Here is a 22829-nt window from a genome sequence, read left to right on the forward strand (position 1 = left end):
TCCGCGCCCGGGGCCGTTCCCGTGTGCCCGCCCCCGTACGCGCGCTCCCGTACGCCCGGCCCTGTACAGGGTGTGCGGAACGGGCCCGTCCCGCTGGACGCTTGGTCCATTGCCCGCCGCCGTGGCCGAGGGGCATCCTGCGCGGGTGCGAGTGATCCCGAAGAACCCCATGTCCCGCCGTTCCCTGCTGCGCGCCCTCGGGGCGGGGGCGGCCGGGGCCGGCCTGGCCGGCTGCGGGGTGCCCGCCGCCTTCGTGGAGCCGGGGGAGCGGGCGGGGCGCGACAGCTCCGCGACCGACCACCGCCTCACCTTCGCCAACTGGCCGCTCTACATCGACACCGACGACGAGAACACCTCGAAGCGGCCCACCCTGGACGCCTTCACCGAGCGGACCGGGATCTCCGTCACGTACACCGAGGAGATCAACGACAACGACGAGTTCTTCGGGAAGATCAGCCCGGCCCTGATGAACCGCCAGCAGACCGGGCGGGACCTGATCGTCATCAGCGACTGGATGGCCGCCCGCTTCGTCCGGCTCGGCTGGGTCCAGGAGATGGACCGGGCCAAGCAGCCCAATGTGGCCAAGTACCTGGATCCGCAGCTGCGTTCACCCGCGTTCGACGAGGGGCGCCGCCACAGTGTCCCCTGGCAGTCCGGGATCACCGGCATCGCGTACAACCGGAAGAAGCTCGGCCGCGAGATCCGCTCCACCCACGACCTGTGGGCGAGCGACCTGCGCGGCAAGGTGACGCTGCTGTCCGGACTCGACGAGTCGTTCGCGCTGCTGATGCAGGGCGACGGCGTCGACATCACCCGGTGGACGGCCGACGACTTCCACACGATGTGCGAGCACGTCGAGAAGCGGGTCCGCTCGCAGCACATCCGCCGCTTCACCGGCAACGACTACATCAAGGACCTCTCCACCGGCGATGTGCTGGCCTGTCAGGCGTACTCCGGCGATGTCATCCAGCTCCAGGCGGACAACCCGGACATCGAGTTCGTCGTCCCGGAGGAGGGCGCCGAGCTGTGGGCGGAGTCGCTGATGATCCCCAACCTCGCCCGCCACAAGCGCAACGCGGAACGGCTGGTGGACCACTACTACGACCCCGGGATCGCCGCCGAACTCGCCACCTGGGTCAACTACGTCTGCCCGGTGCCCGCCGCCCGTGACGTCCTCGCCTCCTCGAAGGACGAGGAGACCGCCGCGCTCGCCGAGGACCCGCTGATCTTCCCCGACGACGCGATGCGCAAACGGCTCGCGATCGCGCGCGACATCACCTCCGAGGAGCGGATGGACTTCGCCAAGAAGTGGAACACCATCGTCGGGTTGTGAACCCCTACCAGGGGCAGCGTGAAGAGCGCGTAAATGCGGGCGTACGCTGCGGATATGAGCGAGAGACACGCCCTCACACGGGGGATACGCAGGTGGCTGGTCCTCTTCATCGTCTGTCTGGTCCTGAGCGGGCTCACCGCCTTCCCGCTCGTCACCGAACTCCGCTGGGCCGAGGAGCTGCTGAAGGCCTCCGCCTCCCCGGTCCCCGAACACCTCCCCGGCCTGATGGAGTGGATCACCCGGGTCCGTGAAGGACTCGACACCATCGCGCGGGACCAGCCGTTCATGCTGTACGGCACCGACTGGCTGGCCTTCGCCCACCTGGTCATCGCGGTCGCCTTCTACGGGCCCTACCGCGACCCGGTCCGCAACATCTGGGTCATCGAGTTCGGCATGATCGCCTGCGCCGGGATCATCCCGCTCGCCCTGATCTGCGGGCCCATCCGGGACATCCCGTTCTGGTGGACCGTGATCGACATGTCCTTCGGGGTCTTCGGCGTCATCCCGCTGCTGATCGTCCGCCGCATGATCAAGCGGCTGGAGGTGCTGGAGCGGGCACCCGCTGCCACGCCCGCCCCCGCGGCCGCCTGAATCACGGCTTCCGGGCCACCACGCCGAACTGCGCCACCTCCGGCTCCCGCGGGTTCGTACGCCAGCGGGAGCAGGAGACGATCCCCGGCTCCAGCAGGTCCAGCCCGTCCAGGAACGAGGCGACCTCCTCGCGGCTGCGGGCGGTGATCGGCGGGGTGGCGTTCTCGTTCCAGAACCGCATCGCCGCCTCGTTGCCCTCACCGCCCAGCTCCAGCGTCGGGTGGGTGAGGACGAGGTGGCTGCCGGAGGGCACGGCCGCCATCAGCGTACGGACGATGGACCGGGCCTCGTCCGTGTCCAGCACGAAGTTGAGGATGCCCAGCATCATCACCGCGACCGGCCGCCGCAGATCCAGCGTGGGTTCGGCCGCCTTCAGGATCCGCTCCGGGTGGTGGGCGTCCGCGTCGACGTACTCGGTGGCACCCTCCAGCGAACTGCTGAGCAGGCCCCGCGCATGGGCCAGCACAATCGGATCGTTGTCGACATAGACGACCCGGGCGTGCGGGGCGGTGTGCTAGGCGATCTCGTGCGTGTTGTCGGCCGTCGGCAGGCCGGTGCCGATGTCCAGGAACTGGTCGACGCCCACGTCCCCGGCCAGATGCCGCACCGCCCGGCCCAGGAACGCCCGGTCGGCGCGGGCCACTTCACCGATGCTCGGGTACATCCCGGTCACCTGGTCGCCCACCGCCCGGTCCACCGGGTAGTGGTCCTTGCCGCCGAGCCAGTAGTTCCAGACCCGGGCGTTGTGCGCGACATCGGAACGTATCCGGGCGGGGGCCGCGGCCTGCGGTCGGTTCTCACTCACGTCAGCTGCTCCTCGGTACCCGTCCGGCGATACGGCACCGGCCATCATGCCGGACCGATCAAGAAGCCCTAAGGGCAGGGGAGTTGGTACGCAGCTTGTGCAGGGTGTCGATGCGGTTGGTGGTGATCGAGTCGACGCCCCGCTCCATCAGCCGGCGCATCGTGCGCTTGGTGTCGGCCGTCCAGGCGGAGACCAGCAGCCCGTCCCGGTGCGCCCGGTCGGCCAGTTCACGGCTGATCAGCCCGAAGCGGTAGTTCAGCCAGCGCGGCTTCACCGCCTCCAGCAGCACCGGACGCGGCGGGGCGAGCGTCGTCCAGGTCAGCGCGATCTCGGCGGCCGGGTCCGCCGCCCGCACCCGCAGCATCGCGTCCGCGCTCGCGCAGTAGTACGCCCGCTCGCCCGCCCCGCACTCCAGGACCGTGGCGACGATCTTCTTCACCGAGGCGTCCGTGGAGCCGGGCAGGTCCACCATCACCCGGTGCTCCCCGGCGGCGTCCAGCGCCTCGGCCAGGGTCGGCACCCCGCCGCCGGTCAGCTCCAGCACCTCCTGGTGGGTCAGCCGGTCGACGCGCCGGTCATGGCCCCAGAGCCGCTCCAGCGTCGCGTCGTGGAGGAGGACGGGCACCCCGTCGCGGGTGACGCGTACGTCGATCTCGACCGCGTCCGCCCCCCGGTCGAGGGCGGAGCGGATCGAGGGCAGCGTGTTCTCGCGGGCCCGGTACGGGTCGCCGCGGTGTCCCACGGCGGTGAAGCGGGTGGTGGTGTCGGCCATGGGGCCATTGTGACGACCGGGGTCAGCGGGCGGGGCGCCGGAGGCGGTTTTCCGGGTACGTGTCCGGGTCAGCGGGCGGGGCCCCGGAGCCAGTTCGCCGTGTACGCGTCGATCTCCTCGGCCAGCCGCCGCTTGCCGGCCGGGTCCAGGAACGAGGCCTCCACCGCGTTCTTCGCGAGGCCGGCGATGCCCTGCTCGTCGAGGCCCAGCAGCCGGGCGGCGACGCCGTACTCGTTGTTCAGGTCGGTGCCGAACATGGGCGGGTCGTCGCTGTTGACGGTGACCAGGACGCCCGCTTGGACCATCTCCCGGATCGGGTGGAGTTCGATGTCGGTCACCGCGCGGGTGGCGATGTTCGACGTCGGGCAGACCTCCAGGGCGATCCGGTGCTCGGCGAGGTGCTCCAGCAGCTTCGGGTCCTGGACGGAGCTGGTGCCATGGCCGATGCGCTCGGCGCGCAGCGAGGTGAGCGCGTCCCAGATCGTCTGCGGTCCGGTGGTCTCCCCGGCGTGCGGCACCGAGCGGAGGCCCTCGGCGATGGCCCGGTCGAAGTAGGGCTTGAACTGCGGGCGCTCCACCCCGATCTCCGGCCCGCCGAGCCCGAAGGAGACGAGCCCCTCGGGCCGCCGCTCCACCGCGAGCCGGGCCGTCTCCTCGGCGGCCTGGAGCCCCGCCTCGCCGGGGATGTCGAAGCACCAGCGCAGGATGACGCCCAGCTCGGACTCGGCGGACTTGCGGGCGTCCTCGATGGCCTCCATGAAGGCCACCTCCGGGATCCCGCGCCGGGTGGAGCTGAACGGGGTCACGGTCAGCTCCGCGTACCGGATGTTCTGCCGCGCCATGTCCCGGGCCACCTCGAAGGTGAGCAGCCGGACATCCTCAGGCGTGCGGATCAGGTCCACCACCGAGAGGTAGACCTCGATGAAGTGCGCGAAGTCGGTGAAGGTGAAGTAGTCGGCCAGCGCCTCCGGGTCGGTCGGCACCTTGGAATCCGGGTGCCGGGCGGCCAGCTCGGCGACGATCCGGGGCGAGGCGGACCCGACGTGGTGGACATGGAGCTCGGCCTTGGGCAGCCCGGCGATGAAGGGGTGCGGATCGGTCATGTGTCTCTCTCCCGGTTCGGCGTGTACGGCGGCGGAGCCCCAGGGGGTGTCCGGCCGGCCGCACCGATCATCGTAGGCGGGGTGAGGTGGAGCGGAGCCGGGCCGTAGCATGACGGGATCACGATGGGGGAGGCCCATGTCAGACAACACAGAGCAGCCCGGGGGCGGGGCCGCGCCGCGCGATCCGTGGGCACCGCCGGAGAGCAGGGTGGAGCTGGGCAAGCAGGACGCCCCCACTCCGCCCCCGCCCACCGTCCACGACCAGCAGACCGTGACGTCGATGCCGAGTGCGGGCCCGGCCCCGGAATCCACCGGACCGATACCCGCGGGCGGCGGTTTCGGCCCGCCGGCCTCGGCCGTACCGCCACCGCCGGTCGGCCCGGCCGGCCCCGGCCACCAGGCGCCGCCCGGCACCGCGCACTACGGCTACCCGGCACCCCCGGCGCAGCCGTACGCCGGCTATCCGGGGTACGACCCCTACGGCGGCCAGCAGCCCTGGGGGCCGCAGCCCTCCAACGGCCTCGGCACCGCCGCGCTGGTGCTCGGCATCATCTCGGTGGTCGGCTTCTGCATGTACGGGGTGAACATCGTCCTCGGCATCCTCGCGCTGATCTTCGGCATCATCGGCCTCGGCCGGGCCAAGCGCGGCGAGGCGACCAACCGGGGCATGGCGATCGCCGGGATCATCACGGGCTCGATCGGCATCGTGATCGGCTCCGTGCTCCTCGGCTTCATCATCTGGGCCATCGCCAACGGTGACTCCAGCTTCGACGACACCTACGACGACGACCCGTTCGCCACGTCGCTGGTCATCGAGGGCCGCAGCTAGCCACCGGGACGTACCGCATCCGCCGCCCGCCCCGGCAGGGACCACTCCCCGCCGGACCGGGCGGCGCTGTCGTACCAGTTGCGCGAAAAACCCGCAGCCCGTTACACCGCCCGCAGCCGCTCCCGCGCCTCCATCAGCGCGAACCCCAGCAGATTCAGCCCCTGCCACTCCCGCGGCCGCTCCACCCGCTCGTCGTCCGCCGCCAGCCCGATCCCCCAGATCCGGTCCAGCGGGGACGCCTCCACCAGCACCCGGTCGCCCGTGGACAGCAGATAGCCGGCCAGCTCCGGGTCCTGCCCGAACTTGTGCGCGCTGCCCTCCACGACCAGGGCGAACCGCTCCCGTATCCACAGGTCCTCGTCGAAGCCGCGCACCAGCCGCCCGGCCTTCTTCGCCGCCGCCGGGCTGCTCGCCGCCACGGCCGCCCGCTCCGCCTCCGTATCGCCGAAGAGGCGGGCCTTGCCGGCCATCATCCAGTGCTCGGCGCTCGCGTACGTCACGCCGTCCACCGTGAACGGCGAGGGCCACCACTGGCTCAGGCAGTGGGGGCCTCCCTTGCGGACCGTGCCGGGCTTGCGGGCCCCGGCACGCACATCTGCGGCGTTGTCGTCGGTCACCAACGCTCCGCGTTGACTCCCTCCTCCGCCTTGCAGCTGCACGCACCGGACCCCGCTCCTTGATCCGGCCCGGTCCACAAGGGAGGCCCTCACCCCCAGCCGGCCGTCCGGGCGCGGGCGGTGACCCCAGAACGGCAGATACTTCACCCGCTTGCCCTGCGCCACGTCCGTCAGAAGCTCATCGATCGGTCCCATGGCATGTGAGTGTGGCATCCGCCACTGACACTCCGTACGGGGATTTCCGCACCGACACGACACATGGTCGACAGATTCCGTCGCGTAACCAAAAGGCAACAACGGAATCACTTGTTGGGCCTGAACCCCTCTGTCAGGATCGGCACTCAATTCACGAAGAGGCTACGCCGACCCCGCTCAGCGGGTACAGCGGCGGAGGAGAGCGTCATGAGCAACGGCTTCCAGGTTCAGGACCGCTTCGCGGAAGGTGCGCAGTACATCGGCGGCAAGCTGCTCCCCGGCACGTCCGGCCGCCACCACGACGTGGTGGACCCGGCGACCGGCGAGAGCGTCCTGCGGTACGAGCTGGCGGGCACCGAGGACGTGGACGCGGCCGTCGCCGCCGCCCGGGCCGCCTTCCCCGGCTGGTCGGGCGCCACCCCCGGCGAGCGCTCCGAGGCCCTGCACCGGTTCGCCGCCGTCCTCGCCGAGCAGGCCGACGACTTCGCGTACGCCGAGTCCCTCCAGTGCGGCAAGCCGATCAAGCTCTCCACCGAGTTCGACGTCCCCGGCACCGTCGACAACGCCGCCTTCTTCGCGGGCGCCGCCCGCCACCTGGAGGGCAAGGCCGCCGCCGAGTACGACGGCGACCACACCTCGTACGTACGCCGCGAGGCGATCGGTGTCGTCGGCTCCATCGCCCCCTGGAACTACCCGCTCCAGATGGCCGCCTGGAAGGTCCTCCCGGCCGTCGCCGCGGGCAACACCATCGTCCTCAAGCCCGCCGAGCTCACCCCGCTGACCTCGCTGATGTTCGCCCAGGCCGCCACCCAGGCGGGCATTCCCGACGGCGTGATCAACATCGTCACCGGCGCGGGCAAGGAGGCGGGCGAGCACCTCGTCGGCCACCCCGACGTCGTGATGACCTCCTTCACCGGCTCCACCGCCGTCGGCAAGCGGGTCGCGGAGATCGCCACCGCCACCGTCAAACGCCTCCACCTGGAGCTCGGCGGCAAGGCCCCCTTCGTGGTCTTCGACGACGCCGACCTGGAGGCCGCCGTCCACGGCGCGGTCGCCGGCTCCCTCATCAACACCGGCCAGGACTGCACCGCCGCCACCCGCGCCTACGTCCAGCGCCCCCTCTACGACGCCTTCGTCCGGGACGTCGCCGCGCTCATGGAGACCGTCCGGCTCGGCGACCCCTTCGACGCGTCCACCGACCTCGGCCCCCTCATCAGCCACGCCCAGCGCGACCGCGTCGCCGCCTTCGTCGACCGGGCCCGCGGCTACGCCCGCGTCGTCACCGGCGGCGAGGCCCCCGGCGGCGACCTCGCCGACGGCGCGTACTACCGGCCGACCCTCGTCGCGGACGCCGCCCAGGACAGCGAGATCGTCCAGTCGGAGATCTTCGGCCCGGTCCTGGTCGTCCTGCCCTTCGACACCGACGACGAGGGCATCGCGCTCGCCAACGACACCCCGTACGGACTGGCCGCCTCCGCCTGGACCCGCGACCTGTACCGAGCGAACCGCGCCACCCGCGAGATCCAGGCGGGCTGTGTGTGGGTGAACGACCACATCCCGATCCTCTCCGAGATGCCGCACGGCGGATACAAGGCCAGCGGCTTCGGCAAGGACATGTCGGCGTACTCCTTCGAGGAGTACACGCAGGTCAAGCACGTCATGTACGACAACACCGCGGTGGCCCGGAAGGACTGGCACCGCACGATCTTCGGGGACCGATAGCAGCTGCCGCGCGACCGGGGGCCTGTCCGCGACGACAGGCCCCAGCGGCCTCCCACCCGAAAGGGCAACAGCGTATGGAGAGTTACGAGCCCGAGCGCCTCTCGTCCGCCCAGCTGGCGGCCATGAAGCGTTCCCTGACCAGCGGCAGGGGAGCCCTCACCCGCCGCTCCCTGCTGCGCGCCTCCGGCATGGGCGCCCTCGCCCTGGGCGGGATAGCCACCCTCGGCGCCTGCGGCATCCCGCCCGCCGGACGCGCCGAGGGAGCGGCCGCCGCCGACGACCACTCGGAGAGGGAGAAGGAAGTCACCTTCTCCAACTGGACCGAGTACATGGACGTCAGCGACGACGAGAAGAGCCGGCCCACCCTGGAGGCGTTCACCAAGCGCACCGGGATCAGGGTCAAGTACACCGAGGACATCAACGACAACGTCGAGTTCTTCGGGAAGATCAAACCGCAGCTCGCCGCCGGCCAGAACACCGGCCGCGACCTCATCTGCGTCACCGACTGGCTGGCCGCCCGCATCATCCGGCTCGGCTGGGCGCAGAAGCTGGACCCGTCGAACCTCCCGCACGCCTTCGCCAACGTCTCCGCCCAGTTCCGCACCCCCGACTGGGACCCCGGCCGCGCCTACTCCTACCCCTGGACCGGCATCCCCACGGTCATCGCGTACAACGCGAAGGCGACCGGCGGCCGCAAGGTCGACTCGGTCACCCAGCTCCTGGACGACCCGAAGCTCAAGGGGCGCGTCTCCTTCCTCTCCGAGATGCGCGACACCATCGGCATGACCCTCCTCGACCAGGGCAAGGACCCGGGGAAGTTCAGCGACGCCGACTTCGACGGGGCGATCGGCCGGCTCCGGAAGGCCGTCGACAAGAAGCAGATCCGCCGCTTCACCGGCAACGACTACACCGCCGACCTCAGCAAGGGCGACATCGCCGCCTGCGTCGGCTGGGCCGGGGACATCATCCAGCTCCAGGCCGACAACCCGGACATCAAGTACGCGATCCCGGCCGCCGGTTACATCACCTCCAGCGACAACCTCCTGGTCCCGGCCCAGGCCCGGCACAAGACCAACGCCGAGAAGCTCATCGACTACTACTACGAGCCGCCGGTCGCCGCCCAGCTCGCCGCGTACATCAACTACGTCTGTCCGGTCGACGGCGTACGCGATGAACTCGCCAAGATCGACGAGTCGATGGCCTCCAACACCCTGATCCTCCCCGACCGGGAGATGGCGGCGAAGTCCCGTTCCTTCCGCTCCCTGAGCACGGAGGAAGAGACGGCGTACGAGGAGAAGTTCGCCAAACTCATCGGCGCCTGACCGGGCCGGGCTCCGGCGCGCGGCCACCGAGGCGCCGGGCCACCCCTTCCCCGAACTCCCCCCGAACACACTGGGACCGCGACCCATGACACAGCAGCAGCAGACCGCGGGCGGCGATGTCCGCCTCGTCGGGATCAGCAAGACCTACGGCTCCTTCACCGCCGTACAGCCCCTGGACCTGACCGTCCCGCAGGGCTCCTTCTTCGCCCTGCTCGGCGCCTCCGGCTGCGGCAAGACCACCACCCTGCGGATGATCGCCGGGCTGGAGGAGGCCACCACCGGCACGGTGTTCCTCGGCGGCAAGGACATCACCGACCTGCCCCCGTACAAGCGGCCGGTCAACACCGTCTTCCAGAGCTACGCGCTCTTCCCGCACCTGGACATCACCGAGAACGTCGCCTTCGGGCTGCGCAGGCGCGGCATCAAGTCGGTGAAGAAGCAGGTCGACGACATGCTGGAGCTGGTCCAGCTCGGCGACTTCGCCCGCCGCAAACCGCACCAGCTCTCCGGTGGCCAGCAGCAGCGCGTCGCCGTCGCCCGCGCGCTCATCAACCACCCGCAGGTCCTGCTGCTGGACGAGCCGCTCGGCGCCCTCGACCTCAAGCTCCGCCGCCAGATGCAGCTGGAGCTCAAGCGGATCCAGACCGAGGTCGGCATCACCTTCGTGCACGTCACCCACGACCAGGAGGAGGCCATGACCATGGCCGACACCGTCGCGGTGATGAACGGGGGCCGCGTCGAACAGCTCGGCGCCCCCGCCGACCTCTACGAGAACCCGCGCACCACCTTCGTCGCCAACTTCCTCGGCACCTCCAACCTCATCGAGGGAGAGATCGTCTCCTCCGGCACCGACCTCGTCGTGGCCGCGGGCGGCGGGAAGCTCACCCTGCGCCGCGAGCGATGTTCGGCCCCCACCACCAGCGGCGGCCGCCTCCTCCTCGGCATCCGGCCCGAGAAGATATCGCTGGCCCACGCGGACGACGCGGGGGACATCGCCGCAGGCCGCAACCGGGTCACCGGCCGCATCACCGACTCCAGCTTCATCGGCGTCTCCACCCAGTACGTGGTCGAGAGCCCGGCCGGAACGGCCCTCCAGGTCTACGAGCAGAACATCGAGAGGGACACCCGGCTCACCCCCGGCGCCGAGGTCGTCCTGCACTGGAACCCGGCCCACACCTTCGGCCTCGACGCCGCCCAGGACATCGGCGCGGGCGCCCTGAGCGTGGAGGACGCGGAGTGAGCCTCACCGAAGCGCCGCCCGCGCCCCCCGCAGAGCCCGAGGAGCCCCGGAAGCTCACGCTCCGCAAGCCCTCCGCCCGTAAACGGCTCGTCCCGTACTGGCTGCTGCTCCCCGGCATCCTCTGGCTGCTCGTCTTCTTCGCCCTGCCGCTGGTCTACCAGGCCTCCACCTCCGTACAGACCGGCTCCCTGGAGCAGGGCTTCGAGGTCACCTGGCACTTCCAGACGTACGTGGACGCGCTGCGCGACTACTACCCGCAGTTCATCCGGTCCCTGCTGTACGCGGGCACCGCCACGATCCTCTGCCTGCTGCTCGGCTACCCGCTCGCCTACCTCATCGCCTTCAAGGCGGGCCGCTGGCGCAACCTGGTGCTGGTGCTGGTCATCGCCCCGTTCTTCACCAGCTTCCTCATCCGTACGCTGGCGTGGAAGACGATCCTCGCCGACGGCGGCGCGGTCGTGGACGTGCTGAACACCCTGCACGTCCTGGACGTCACCAGCTGGCTCGGCTGGACCGAGTCCAACCGGGTCCTCGCCACCCCGATGGCCGTCGTCTGCGGTCTGACGTACAACTTCCTGCCGTTCATGATCCTGCCGCTCTACACCTCGCTGGAGCGGATCGACGGCCGGCTGCACGAGGCGGCGGGCGACCTCTACGCCACCCCCGCCACCACCTTCCGCAAGGTGACGTTCCCGCTCTCCATGCCCGGCGTCGTCTCCGGCACCCTGCTGACCTTCATCCCGGCCAGCGGCGACTACGTCAACGCCGAGCTGCTGGGCTCCACCGACACCAAGATGGTCGGCAGCGTCATCCAGAGCCAGTTCCTGCGGGTCCTGGACTATCCGACGGCCGCCGCGCTCTCGTTCATCCTCATGGCGATCGTCCTGCTGATGGTCACCTTCTACATCCGCCGCTCCGGGACGGAGGACCTGGTCTGATGCCCGTACTGCGCTGGATACGCCGGAACCTGATCGTCATCGCGGGTCTGCTGACCCTCGCGTACATGATCCTGCCGAACATCGTCGTGATGGTGTTCTCGTTCAACAAGCCCAACGGGCGGTTCAACTACGAGTGGCAGCGGTTCTCGCTGGACGCCTGGAAGGACCCCTGCGGGGTCGCCGACATGTGCGGCTCGCTCTCGCTCTCGCTCCAGATCGCCTTCTGGGCGACGCTCGGGGCGACCGCGCTCGGCACGATGGTCGCCTTCGCGCTGGTCCGCTACCGCTTCCGGGCGCGCGGCGCGATCAGCTCGCTGATCTTCCTGCCGATGGCGATGCCCGAGGTCGTCATGGCCGCATCCCTGCTCACGCTCTTCCTGAACATGGGCGCCCAGCTCGGCTTCTGGACCGTGCTGATCGCGCACATCATGTTCTGCCTCAGCTTCGTGGTGACGGCCGTCAAGGCGCGTGTGATGTCGATGGACCCGAGACTGGAGGAAGCCGCCCGCGATCTCTACGCGGGACCCGTGCAGACCTTCCTCCGGGTGACCCTTCCCATCGCCGCCCCCGGAATCGCGGCGGGTGCGCTGCTCGCTTTCGCGCTCTCGTTCGACGATTTCATCATCACGAATTTCAACGCGGGCTCCACCGTCACGTTCCCCATGTTCGTCTGGGGATCGGCACAGCGCGGCACGCCCGTGCAGATCAACGTCATCGGCACCGCCATGTTCATCATTGCGGTAACGATGGTCCTCGTCGGCCAGCTCATCGCGAGCCGGCGGAAGAGCAACGCTCGAAACTGAAAGTCCCGAAGGAGTTGGAAACCATGGCCCCAGCTGCCATGAGTATCGCTGCACAATCACTCTCCGGCGCCAAGCCGGTCTCCTACTGGCTGGACGACCCGGCCAAACCGGACGCGCTCCCCGCCCTCACCGGCGACGAGCACGCCGACCTCCTGGTCATCGGCGGCGGCTACAGCGGGCTGTGGACCGCGCTCATCGCCAAGGAGCGCGACCCCGGCCGGGACGTCGTCCTCATCGAGGGGCACGAGGTGGGCTGGGCCGCCTCGGGCCGCAACGGCGGCTTCTGCGCCGCCTCCCTCACCCACGGCCTGGCCAACGGCGTGGAGCGGTGGCCGGACGAGATCGCCAGGCTGGAGGAGCTGGGGGAGCGGAACCTCGACGCCATCGAGGCGGCCGTCGCCCGCTACGGCATCGACTGCGAGTTCGAGCGGACCGGCGAGATCGACGTCGCCACCGAGCCCCACCAGCTCGAAGAGCTGCGGGAATGGCACCAGGAGATCACCGCGCTCGGCATCACCGGCGTGGACTTCCTGGACCGCGACGCCCTGCGCGCCGAGGTCGACTCGCCCACCTTCCTCGGCGGCCTCTGGGACCGGAACGGCGTCGCGATGCTGCACCCGGCGAAGCTCGCCTGGGGCCTGAAGCGGGCCTGCCTGGAGCTGGGCGTACGGATCTACGAGCACACCCGGGGCCTCGACCTCGTGCGCTCCGGCCCGGGGATGGCGGTGCGTACGCCGTACGGTCGCGTCTTCGCCCGCCGGGTCGCGCTCGGCACCAACATCTTCCCCTCGCTCGTCAAGCGGGTCCGCCCGTACACCGTGCCGGTCTACGACTACGCGCTGATGACCGAACCGCTCACCCCCGAGCAGCTCGAATCCATCGGCTGGAAGGGGCGCCAGGGACTGGGCGACAGCGCGAACCAGTTCCATTACTTCCGGCTCTCCTCGGACAACCGGATCCTGTGGGGCGGATACGACGCGATCTATCCGTACGGCGGAAAGCTCAGCGCCGAACTGGACCAGCGGCCGGAGACGTTCCTGAAACTCGCGGAGCAGTTCTTCGACTGTTTCCCGCAGCTTTCCGGGGTGAATTTCACACACGCCTGGGGCGGTGCGATCGACACCTGTTCCCGCTTCACCGCGTTCTTCGGAACGGCCCATCAGGGACGGGTCGCGTACGCCGCCGGATATACGGGTCTCGGCGTCGGCTCCACCCGTTTCGGGGCCGATGTGATGCTGGATCTGCTCGCCGGTGAGGAGACCGAGCGGACCCGGCTGGAAATGGTCCGCTCGAAGCCGATGCCGTTCCCGCCGGAGCCTTTCGCCTGGGCCGGGATCGAGATCACCAAGCGGTCCCTCGCCCGCGCCGACAGCAATGGCGGACACCGCAATCTCTGGCTGAAGACCATGGACAAGCTGGGGCTGGGTTTCGACAGCTGACACTCTGTCCAACAGTGTGATCCACCTCACTACCAACAAGTAGCCGGAACCCGCGTCATAGTTCGCGGCCGTCGCTCTCTCGCCCGTGTACGCACCGGTAGGACCCTGCCGGTGTCCACACGTCAACGGGAGGCTGGTCATGACTGGCTCGGAGACCAGGGCCGCGGTCGAATGGCTCACATCGGTGGCACCGGATCCCGGCGCCTGCCGGTGGGAGTGGGAGCGGAACCCGCAGGGGATCGCGCTCCTCCCCGCCGGCAAGCGCTGGGATGTGCTGATTCTGCCGGGCGAGCTCGGTTACCCGACGCTGGACGTGCTCACCCGGCTCATCGACCGGCCCGGACCGGTCCTCGCCGACTTCGGCGAGTCCCGGATGGGCTTCTTCGTCCCGCCGGGCACCGCGTCCCGCTGGCTCGGCACCGGCATCCGGGGTGCGGGTCCCGGCACCTGGATCGTCGTTCCCCACCCGGGCCGGGCGGCCGGGGGAGTGCGGTGGCTGATCCCGCCGGACGGTTCGGGGACCCTCACGGACGCGGCGCTGCTGGAGCTGGCGATGCACGAGGCGGCCGGAGCCGCCGCCCAGGGCGACCGCGAAGGGGGGTGACTCGCGCCCCGGAGGCCGTGGAGGGGGTGACCCCGCTGCCAGAGGTCTTGACAACCTGATTGGTCTGGACCATGTTGTGCGCACGCCACACCCAATTCCCCCCTGCACGGAGGCTGTTGTGGAACGCACCGGACCAACCGTCAGATTTTCCGGACTTCTGGCCGCCTGTACGGCCGCAGTGCTCGCTGCCGGTGCCCTGGTCGCCACGGCACCGGCGGCGAGCGCGGCGGACGTGGACGTGGCGCGCAACGGCGGTTTCGAGTCGGGTCTCGACGGCTGGACCTGCACCGCCGGCAGCGGCTCGGCCGTCTCCACCCCGGTGCACGGCGGTACGAAGGCGCTGAAGGGGACCCCGGCGGGCAACGACAACGCCAAGTGCTCCCAGGCGGTCACGGTCAAGCCCAACTCCCGCTACACGCTGAGCGCCTGGGTGCAGGGCAGCCCCGTCTACCTCGGCGCCACCGGCACCGGCACCACCGACGTCTCCACCTGGACCCAGTCCGCCGGCGCCTGGAAGCAGCTCACCACCAGCTTCACCACCGGCCCCTCCACCACCTCCGTGAGCGTCTACACCCACGGCTGGTACGGCACCCCCGCCCACTACGTCGACGACCTCACCCTCGTCGGCCCCGGCGGCGACCCCGTGGTCGTCCCCGCCGTCCCCGCGGGCCTGCGCACCACCGCCGTGACCGCCTCCTCGGTCGCCCTCTCCTGGAACGCCGTCTCGGGCGCGAGCGGCTACAACGTCTACCGAGGCGGTACGAAGGTGGCCTCGGCCACCGGTCCGTCCGCCACCGTGACGGGGCTGGCCGCCTCGACGGCGTACAGCTTCCAGGTCACCGCCACCAACGCGGCCGGCGAGTCCGCGAAGTCGGCCGCCGTCACCGCGACCACCACGGCGGGCGGCGGAGGCGGCGGCGACACCAAGCTCCCCGCCCGGGCGCTCGTCGGCTACCTCCACTCCAGCTTCGCCAACGGCTCCGGCTACACCCGCATGGCGGACGTGCCCGCCTCCTGGGACGTCATCAACCTCGCCTTCGGTGAGCCCACCTCCGTCACCTCGGGCGACATCCGCTTCTCGCTCTGCCCGGTCGCCGAGTGCCCGAACGTCGAGTCCGAGGCGGAGTTCAAGGCCGCCATCAAGGCCAAGCAGGCGGCGGGGAAGAAGGTCCTGATCTCCATCGGCGGCCAGAACGGCCAGGTGCAGCTCGCCTCCACCGCCGCCCGGGACGCCTTCGTCACCTCGGTCTCGAAGATCATCGACACCTACGGCCTGAACGGCCTCGACATCGACTTCGAGGGCCACTCCCTCTCGCTGAACACCGGGGACACCGACTTCCGCTCCCCGACCTCGCCGGTGATCGTCAACCTGATCTCAGCGGTGAAGACCCTCAAGGCGAAGTACGGCTCCGACTTCGTCCTGACCATGGCGCCGGAGACCTTCTTCGTGCAGCTCGGCTACCAGTTCTACGGCTCCGGCCCCTGGGGCGGCCAGGACCCGCGCGCCGGCGCCTACCTGCCGGTCATCCACGCCCTGCGCGACGACCTGACCCTGCTGCACGTCCAGGACTACAACTCGGGCCCGATCATGGGGCTGGACAACCAGTACCACTCGATGGGCGGCGCGGACTTCCACATCGCGATGACCGACATGCTGCTCGCCGGCTTCCCGGTCGCGGGCGACACCAGCCGCGTCTTCCCGGGCCTGCGCCCCGACCAGGTCGCCATCGGCCTCCCGGCCTCCACTCAAGCGGGCAACGGCCACACCTCACCGGCCGAGGTGAACAAGGCGCTCAACTGCCTGATCAAGAAGATCGACTGCGGCTCCTACCAGACCCACGGGACCTGGTCCGACCTGCGCGGGCTGATGACCTGGTCCATCAACTGGGACCGGTTCAACAACTGGGAGTTCTCCCGCAACTTCAACGCCTACTTCGGCCGCTGAGGCACCCCTGAGGCCCATGAAGCACCGCTGAGGTGCCCACCAGACCGATGCCCGTCGCCGGGGTGAAGAGGATCGCGGCGACGGGCATCATCCATGCCGTCCCACTCCGGTGCCGTCCTAGGGTGATCACGACGCGAACGGGCGCTCCCGCCCGTCGCGTTCGAGGAAGGACAGCGTGTGAGCACAGGTGCAGCTTCGGCGGGCTCCCCCGTAGGGGACGCGTTCTACACCTCGCCGATACCGCTACCCGACGGCGCCCCCGGCGACCTGATCCGGGCCCGCCCCCTGGACAACCCCGCCGCCGCAGTACCCGGTGGCGAGAACTGGCTGGTCCTGCACCGGTCGGAGGGCGCGGACGGCACCCCGGTCGCCACCTCGGGCATCATCGCCCTGCCCGACCGCACCGCCCACCCCGTCCCCGCGGGCGGCTACCCGCTGATCAGCTGGGCCCACGGCACGGTGGGCGCGGCCGACCGCTGCGCGCCCTCACGGGACCGGGGCGACACCGGGGCCTCGCCCATGAACGCCTATCCGCTCACGCTGCTCGGCCACTTCCTGGACCAGGGGTGGGCCGTGGCGATGACCGACTACGAGGCGCTGGGCACGGGTGCGGAACAGCACCTGCACCCGTACCTCTGCGGCCGCTCCGAGGCGATGGGCGTCCTCGACATCGTGACGGCGGCCCGCAGGCTCTTCCCCGGGGAGATCGGGGAGCGGTTCGCGATCGTCGGGCACTCCCAGGGCGGCCAGGCGGCCCTGTTCGCGGCCCACCACGCGCCGGGCCGGGTCGAAGGACTCGTCGGCGTCGCCGCCATCGCGCCCGCCAACCACCTCCTGGGCCTCGTCCGGGCCGGCTCCCTCCTCGGCCAGGAGAACAGCGGCTTCGCCTTCACCCCGCTCTTCCTCGCCGGTGCCCTCGGCGGCGACCCCACGATCGACCCGGAACAGGTCCTCTCACCCCGGGCGTACGAGCAGCTCTGGCCCCACGTACGGCAGCGCTCCCGCGCCGGTCTGAGCCGCCCCGACTCCTGGGGCGGCATCAAGGGCACCGAGCAGTTCCGCCCCGGCTACCCGCACACGCCCAACCCCCACCAGGAGAAGTTCGACCGCCAGGTGGAGGCGATGAACCCGGACCTGGCCATCACCGTCCCGGTCCGCATCGTCCAGGCCGCCGACGACGAACGCGTCCGCGCCGACCCCGCACCGCTGCTCGGCACCGACGCACTGGTCGAGGAACTCACCGCGACGAACAGCGAACGGGGGAACATCCACTACCGCCGTTACGAGCCCGGCGCCGTCCCCGCCGACGAACCGCTCGGCATCCACTTCGCGACCATCGGCCACGACACCCCGGAGCTCACCGGGTGGCTCGCGGCTCTCCTCGCGGACGACGCCGCCGACGGCTGACCCACCACAGCGGCGCCAGCAGCACCGGCCCCAGACACCAGCTCGCCAGCACGTCCAGCGGCCAGTGGTAGCCGTGCAGCACCAGACCGACGCCCGTCGCCGCCGTCAGCAGGACAGCGGCGGCGGGCGGCACCCACGCACGCAGCCACGCGGGCCGGGGGACGGCGAGGAGGAGCAGCGCCGAAGCCCCGTACGCCACCGCCGCCGTCGCCGTATGGCCCGACGGGTAGTAGTTGACGGCCTCCGTCAGCGGTCCCTGCCGGGCGGTCGCCACCTTCAGCGGGATCACCAGCGCGGGCACGGCCGCCATGGTGAGGGCCGCGTACACCGGCAGCCGCCGGGCACCGCGCCACAGCGCGTACGCGATCGCGCAGACGAGGACGGGGAGCGCCACCGCCACCCCGCCGAGGTCGGAGAAGAGCTGGGTCAGGGCGGAGGGGCCGCGCAGGAAGAGGCTCTCGCCGACGCGCTCGTCCAGCCGGAGCAGCGGACCGCCGACCGCCACCTGCCAGGTGATCAGCGCGAAGAGCGCCATCAGGGAGCCGAGAAAGAGAGAGGCCGGCCACCCGGGAACAGGGGGGGTTGTTCCGGGATGGCCGGCGGGACCGGGTCGCCGCGCGCCCCGGGGGGTGTGGGGCGGGCGGCCGTCCGATCGGTGAGGAGTCCCGGAGCCCGAGGCTCCGGAGGCGTGCACGAAGGCACGCCCGGGACGGTGCTCGGGGAGCCCCGGCCCGGAATCGCCCGCAGTCTCCTGCGGGCGATGTGTTTCTCTCATCTGCAAGAACCGTACGGCAGCGGAGAGGCGGCCGACAGTCGCAACCGCCACCCGCCATCGCCCCCGCACACCTTCTTCACAGGCCCTCACCCGGATGCCGGACGGCGGCGTCGGAGGACGGCCGCACGCCCGTCACCGGGTTCGAAGGATCAGAGCGTGCCGAAAGCCTGCTCGATGACGTCCAGGCCCTCGTTGAGCAGGTCCTCGCCGATCACCAGCGGCGGCAGGAAGCGCAGCACGTTGCCGTAGGTGCCGCAGGTCAGGACCATGACGCCCTCGGCGTGGCAGGCCTTGGCGAGCGCACCGGCCGCCTCCGGGTCCGGGTCCTTCGTGCCGGACTTCACCAGCTCGATCGCGATCATGGCGCCACGGCCGCGGATGTCGCCGATGATGTCGCCGTTCGGGAGCTTCGCCTGCATCCGGGCGAGGCGGTCCTTCATGACCTCCTCGATCCGCTTGGCCTTCCCGTTCAGGTCCAGCTCGCGCATCGTCTCGATCGCGCCGAGCGCACCCGCGCAGGCGACCGGGTTGCCACCGTACGTACCGCCCAGACCGCCGGCGTGCGCGGCGTCCATGATCTCGGCGCGGCCGGTCACGGCGGAGAGCGGCAGACCGCCCGCGATGCCCTTGGCGGTGGTGATCAGGTCCGGGACGATGCCCTCGTCCTCACAGGCGAACCACTGGCCGGTACGGCAGAAGCCGGACTGGATCTCGTCCGCGACGAAGACGATGCCGTTGTCCTTGGCGAACCGGGCGATCGCCGGGAGGAAGCCCCTGGCCGGTTCGATGAAGCCGCCCTCGCCGAGCACGGGCTCGATGATGATCGCGGCGACGTTCTCCGCACCGATCTGCTTGGTGATCTCGTCGATGGCCTGGGCCGAAGCCTCGGCACCGGCGTTCTCCGCGCCGGTCGGCCAGCGGTAGCCGTAGGCGACCGGGACGCGGTAGACCTCGGGCGCGAACGGACCGAAGCCCTGCTTGTACGGCATGTTCTTCGCCGTCATGCCCATGGTGAGGTTCGTCCGGCCGTGGTAGCCGTGGTCGAAGACGACGACGGCGGTGCGCCTGGTGTAGGCGCGGGCGATCTTCACCGCGTTCTCGACGGCCTCGGCGCCCGAGTTGAACAGCGCCGACTTCTTGGCGTGGTCGCCCGGCGTCAGCTCGGCGAGCTGCTCGCAGACCTCGACGTACCCCTCGTACGGCGTGACCATGAAACAGGTGTGGGTGAAGTCCGCGAGCTGCGCGGAGGCCCGGCGTACGACGGCCTCGGCGGAGGCGCCGACCGAGGTCACGGCGATGCCGGAGCCGAAGTCGATCAGGCGGTTGCCGTCCACGTCCTCGATGATCCCGCCACCGGCGCGGGCCGTGAACACCGGCAGGGTGGAGCCCACACCTGCGGCGACGGCGGCGATACGGCGGGCCTGAAGCTCCACCGACTTCGGGCCGGGGATGGCAGTGACGACGCGGCGCTCCTGCGGGATTGCGGTCATGAGGGGCTCCTGGGGGGTGTTTCGGACGCTCTTCTCATCGCAGGCTAGGGGCGGGGGACGTACCCGGGCATGCTCCGATCGGGAGTGATGGCCGCGTGTCGTTGTCCGTCGCGGACAGATGGCGGGGCGCCGGCCGGATCCCGCCCGCCGATGCCCCTGCCGACCTGGTGCGATGAGGCCACGGGCCGGTCCGGGACGGTCACTGTTCGGGCGGGTTGCTGAACTCCCCGTGCGCGCGCACTAGATTGACCGGGGCAGCGGATGGACCCGGCAGGTCAAGGGGGCAGTGGTTCATGGAAGACGAGGGCACGCGCGGCGTACGGGGCACGGGCGCGGACAGGGTGCCCGGGCCGGCGGGGCCGCCGCGGGTGGAGTCGCCTGCGGACCCGGGGGCGTCGTGGGGTGGGCAGCCCTCCGCCTGGACCGCCCCGCCGCCCCCGCCCGGGCCGCCCCCCGCCCGCCCCGCCGCCCCGCCGCCCCCCGTCGAACAGCCGACGGCCGGGGCCCCCGCCCTCGACGCCTGGCTGCGCACGCCCCGCCCCCCGCAGGCCCCCGGCGTCTGGCGGTTCGGGTTCACGCCGCGCCCGCCCGAGCAGGGCGACGAGGTCTCCGACCGCTCCCTCCTCGTTGGCGCCGTCATCACCCTCCTCTCCGCCCTCCTCCTCTGGTCGCTCTGGCGCAACGGCTACCTCCCGTACCGGCTCGTCCCCCTGAAGCTCTTCACCCCGGGCGAGTGGTGGAGGCCGGGAATCTCCGGCGGCCCCCGCACCGTCGAGGGCTCCAAGGCCCTCGCCGTGTACGAAGCGCTCCTCTTCGGCCTGCTCGTGTACGGCTGCGGCCGGATCGGCAATTTCTCCGAGCTCTTCCGCCGCCACGTCGTGAGTCGGGGACAGCCCTTCCTCGCTCTCGCGGCGGCCGTCGCCGCGGGCTTCACCCAGCTCCTGGTCTGGAAGGAGACCCTGCCGGTCGTCCGTCCGGTCCTGTTCCTGGTCGCCGCCGTCGCGGGCGACGGGCTCTACCGGAGCCCGACCGCCGTCTACGTGATCTACGCCCTGATCGTCGCGGCCCTCCTGTACCCCTTCGCCCGCCTGGGCCGCTGGTGCGAGCTGATCGCCGCCCGCCGGGGCACCGCCGCACCGGCCCCGGCCGACGCCCCGCCCCCCGCCACCGCGACCTCCGCCGACCGGTGGCCCGAGCTGCGCGCGGCGGGCTGGACCGACGCGGCGGACACCCTCACCGCCGAGGTCCGCACCGGCCGGATGAACGACGTGGACGTGGCCCGGCTCCGCCACGCCTGGGCGCAGGCCACCCGCAGCCCCGACCGGCTCGCCCCCCTCGCCGAGGCCGTCCTGCGCACCGGGGGAGCGGCCGCCCTGCACCCCTCGGGCCACCGCGACCTGCCCCGCCGCACCGCCCGCCACGACGTGCTCACCGGCCAGGTCAGGATCGGCCGCTGCGCCGACGACCCGCACAACCCCTACCCCCGCCGGACCATCGGCCTCGCCCTCGACCCGACCCTGCTCGGCACCTCGCTGCTGGCCGTCGGCCCGCCCGGCTCCGGGAAGTCCGCCCGGCTGGTGCGCCCGGTCGTCGAGGCCCTCGGCCTGCGCGCCCTGGCCGGGCAGGCGGCCGTCCTCGCCGTCGGCGCCACAGGCAGCCCGCTCGGCCCGGACGAGGCCTTCGACGTCGTCGTACGCGTCGGCGACCCCGCCTCCGCCCACGACCTCGACCTCTACGGTGGCACGACCGACCCCGACGAGGCCGCCGCCGTCCTGGCGGAAGGGCTCGTCGGCGATGTCGGCAGCCTGGACAGCCGCCGCGCCGCCACCGTCCTCGCCCAGCTGCTCGGCCCGTACCGGACGGCCCACGGACACTTCCCCTCCGTACCGGAACTGCGCGAACTCCTCGACGGCTCCCCGCAGGCCATCGCCGCACTCCGGGCCACCCTCGAAGCCGCCGGACACCAGGCGATGCTCCGCGAGCTGGAGGCCCGCACCCGGCAGGCGGGCGGCCCGGGCGACCCCGCCCCGGCCCTCGCGGACCGGGTGGCGCTGCTGGACCGGCCCGCGTTCGCCGGGTTCTTCGCCACCGGCCCGGACGCCCGCCCCTTCGCGCTGCGCTCGCTCGGCCAGTACCCGCTGCGGGTCCGCGTCGACCTGCCGGAACGCGGCCACGCGGAGGCCTCCCGCCTCCTCACCCGGCTGCTGCTCGCCCAGTTCACCGCGATCACCGCCGCCCGCACCGACACCACGCTCTTCGTCGGCCTGGTCCTGGACGACGCGACCCACGCGGTGACCGCCGAGACCGTACGCGGCATCCGCAGGCTCCGCTCGGTCAACGCGGGAGCCGTCCTCACCCTCCGTACCGTCGACGACGTCCCCGAAGCCCTGCACACCCCGCTGCTCGGCGCGGTCGGCTGCACGGCCGCCTTCTCCGGCATCACCACCTGGGACGGCAAGCGGTTCGCCGAGTCCTGGGGCAAGGAGTGGGTGGAGACCCGCGAGGTCGCCCAGCACACCGTCTTCGCCGACCAGCCGTTCACCCGCGCCATGCACGCGCTGCGCAAGCTGGTCACGGGCAAGGCGGTGACCACGGACGCGGTGACCGTACGGCAGGTGGAGAAGGAGCGCTGGTCGGCCTCGGAGCTGGCGTACGCGGTCCCGGCCGGGCACGCGGTGATCCGGCTGACGACGGTCGAGGGCGAGCACGCGCCGCCGCTGCTGGTGGAGCTGGGCGGCTGAGAAACGCCCCTCGGGGAACGGGGACGGCTGAGAGCGGTTACAGGAACTCTGCCGCCCTGGCAGAATCGGTGGCAGCCGTTCATACGCGACGGCGCAATCACCGACCACCGACCACCGATCGGGCCGGCGAAACCCCTCGCCGGTCACGCGTCTCCGAC

At 71.2% G+C, this 22829-nt stretch carries 18 protein-coding genes and 1 pseudogene; 13 read left to right on the top strand and 6 right to left on the bottom strand.

The window, feature by feature from the left end:
• Positions 1-169 precede the first annotated feature (169 nt).
• Positions 170-1333 (top strand): spermidine/putrescine ABC transporter substrate-binding protein, encoded by a 1164-nt coding sequence (locus GTY67_RS26415; protein WP_161280517.1) that lies wholly within the window; start codon positions 170-172, stop codon positions 1331-1333.
• 54 nt (positions 1334-1387) lie between these two features.
• Entirely contained in the window at positions 1388-1924 is a 537-nt protein-coding gene (locus GTY67_RS26420; protein ID WP_161280518.1) for a hypothetical protein, read from the top strand.
• Position 1925: 1 nt separating this feature from the next.
• Here GTY67_RS26420 and GTY67_RS26425 read toward each other — a convergent pair.
• The 3 genes and pseudogenes from GTY67_RS26425 to GTY67_RS26435 all read right to left on the bottom strand — a co-directional run bounded on the left by GTY67_RS26425 (position 1926) and on the right by GTY67_RS26435 (position 4604).
• A pseudogene (locus GTY67_RS26425) lies at positions 1926-2777 on the bottom strand (SAM-dependent methyltransferase).
• Positions 2778-2787: 10 nt separating this feature from the next.
• The gene (locus tag GTY67_RS26430; protein ID WP_093686948.1) at positions 2788-3501 is read right to left on the bottom strand and encodes a glycerophosphodiester phosphodiesterase; all 714 of its coding nucleotides are present in this window, start codon (positions 3499-3501) and stop codon (positions 2788-2790) included.
• Positions 3502-3569: 68 nt separating this feature from the next.
• Positions 3570-4604, bottom strand: coding sequence for an adenosine deaminase (locus GTY67_RS26435; protein WP_093686950.1), 1035 nt, complete (start codon positions 4602-4604; stop codon positions 3570-3572).
• 136 nt (positions 4605-4740) lie between these two features.
• Between GTY67_RS26435 and GTY67_RS26440 the strand changes: the two genes are divergently transcribed.
• A complete protein-coding gene (locus GTY67_RS26440; RefSeq protein ID WP_161280519.1) occupies positions 4741-5433 on the top strand; it encodes a DUF4190 domain-containing protein in 693 nt (230 codons plus the stop codon).
• 101 nt (positions 5434-5534) lie between these two features.
• On the opposite strand, the gene GTY67_RS26445 is transcribed toward GTY67_RS26440, so the two are convergent.
• A complete protein-coding gene (locus GTY67_RS26445) occupies positions 5535-6026 on the bottom strand; it encodes an NADAR family protein (protein ID WP_343238812.1) in 492 nt (163 codons plus the stop codon).
• A 426-nt stretch (positions 6027-6452) separates the two neighbouring features.
• Between GTY67_RS26445 and GTY67_RS26455 the strand changes: the two genes are divergently transcribed.
• From GTY67_RS26455 to GTY67_RS26495, 9 genes are all read left to right on the top strand, one after another.
• Entirely contained in the window at positions 6453-7967 is a 1515-nt protein-coding gene (locus GTY67_RS26455; protein ID WP_161280520.1) for a gamma-aminobutyraldehyde dehydrogenase, read from the top strand.
• A 74-nt stretch (positions 7968-8041) separates the two neighbouring features.
• The gene (locus tag GTY67_RS26460) at positions 8042-9289 is read left to right on the top strand and encodes a spermidine/putrescine ABC transporter substrate-binding protein (RefSeq protein ID WP_093686958.1); all 1248 of its coding nucleotides are present in this window, start codon (positions 8042-8044) and stop codon (positions 9287-9289) included.
• A gap of 85 nt (positions 9290-9374) precedes the next feature.
• Complete coding sequence (locus GTY67_RS26465; RefSeq protein ID WP_161280521.1) at positions 9375-10529, top strand: ABC transporter ATP-binding protein; 1155 nt, start codon at positions 9375-9377, stop codon at positions 10527-10529.
• Entirely contained in the window at positions 10526-11467 is a 942-nt protein-coding gene (locus GTY67_RS26470) for an ABC transporter permease (protein ID WP_093686962.1), read from the top strand. Before GTY67_RS26465 ends, GTY67_RS26470 begins: the two co-directional genes overlap by 4 nt.
• Positions 11467-12270: an ABC transporter permease gene (locus GTY67_RS26475; RefSeq protein ID WP_093686964.1), complete on the top strand. Its 804-nt coding sequence runs from the start codon at positions 11467-11469 to the stop codon at positions 12268-12270. The genes GTY67_RS26470 and GTY67_RS26475 overlap by 1 nt, the downstream gene beginning before the upstream one ends.
• 23 nt (positions 12271-12293) lie before the next feature.
• Positions 12294-13709, top strand: coding sequence for an FAD-binding oxidoreductase (locus tag GTY67_RS26480; protein WP_161280522.1), 1416 nt, complete (start codon positions 12294-12296; stop codon positions 13707-13709).
• Between the two features lie 139 nt (positions 13710-13848).
• The gene (locus GTY67_RS26485) at positions 13849-14313 is read left to right on the top strand and encodes a hypothetical protein (RefSeq protein WP_093686968.1); all 465 of its coding nucleotides are present in this window, start codon (positions 13849-13851) and stop codon (positions 14311-14313) included.
• Between the two features lie 118 nt (positions 14314-14431).
• A complete protein-coding gene (locus GTY67_RS26490) occupies positions 14432-16258 on the top strand; it encodes a glycoside hydrolase family 18 protein (protein WP_161280523.1) in 1827 nt (608 codons plus the stop codon).
• Positions 16259-16435: 177 nt separating this feature from the next.
• Positions 16436-17665, top strand: coding sequence for a lipase family protein (locus GTY67_RS26495; protein WP_161280524.1), 1230 nt, complete (start codon positions 16436-16438; stop codon positions 17663-17665).
• Here the strand turns inward: GTY67_RS26495 and GTY67_RS26500 are convergent.
• Both GTY67_RS26500 and gabT read right to left on the bottom strand, forming a co-directional pair.
• Positions 17616-18440: a phosphatase PAP2 family protein gene (locus GTY67_RS26500; RefSeq protein WP_161280525.1), complete on the bottom strand. Its 825-nt coding sequence runs from the start codon at positions 18438-18440 to the stop codon at positions 17616-17618. The two genes, GTY67_RS26495 and GTY67_RS26500, sit on opposite strands and share 50 nt — an antisense overlap.
• 149 nt (positions 18441-18589) lie before the next feature.
• Positions 18590-19930, bottom strand: a complete 1341-nt coding sequence (gene gabT / locus GTY67_RS26505) for a 4-aminobutyrate--2-oxoglutarate transaminase (protein ID WP_161280526.1) — start codon at positions 19928-19930, stop codon at positions 18590-18592.
• Between the two features lie 293 nt (positions 19931-20223).
• Here gabT and GTY67_RS26510 point away from each other — a divergent pair, with 293 nt between their 5' ends.
• Positions 20224-22671, top strand: a complete 2448-nt coding sequence (locus GTY67_RS26510) for an ATP/GTP-binding protein (protein WP_161280527.1) — start codon at positions 20224-20226, stop codon at positions 22669-22671.
• Positions 22672-22829 lie beyond the last annotated feature (158 nt).

The sequence above is a fragment of the Streptomyces sp. SID8374 genome (assembly GCF_009865135.1).
Classification (GTDB): domain Bacteria; phylum Actinomycetota; class Actinomycetes; order Streptomycetales; family Streptomycetaceae; genus Streptomyces.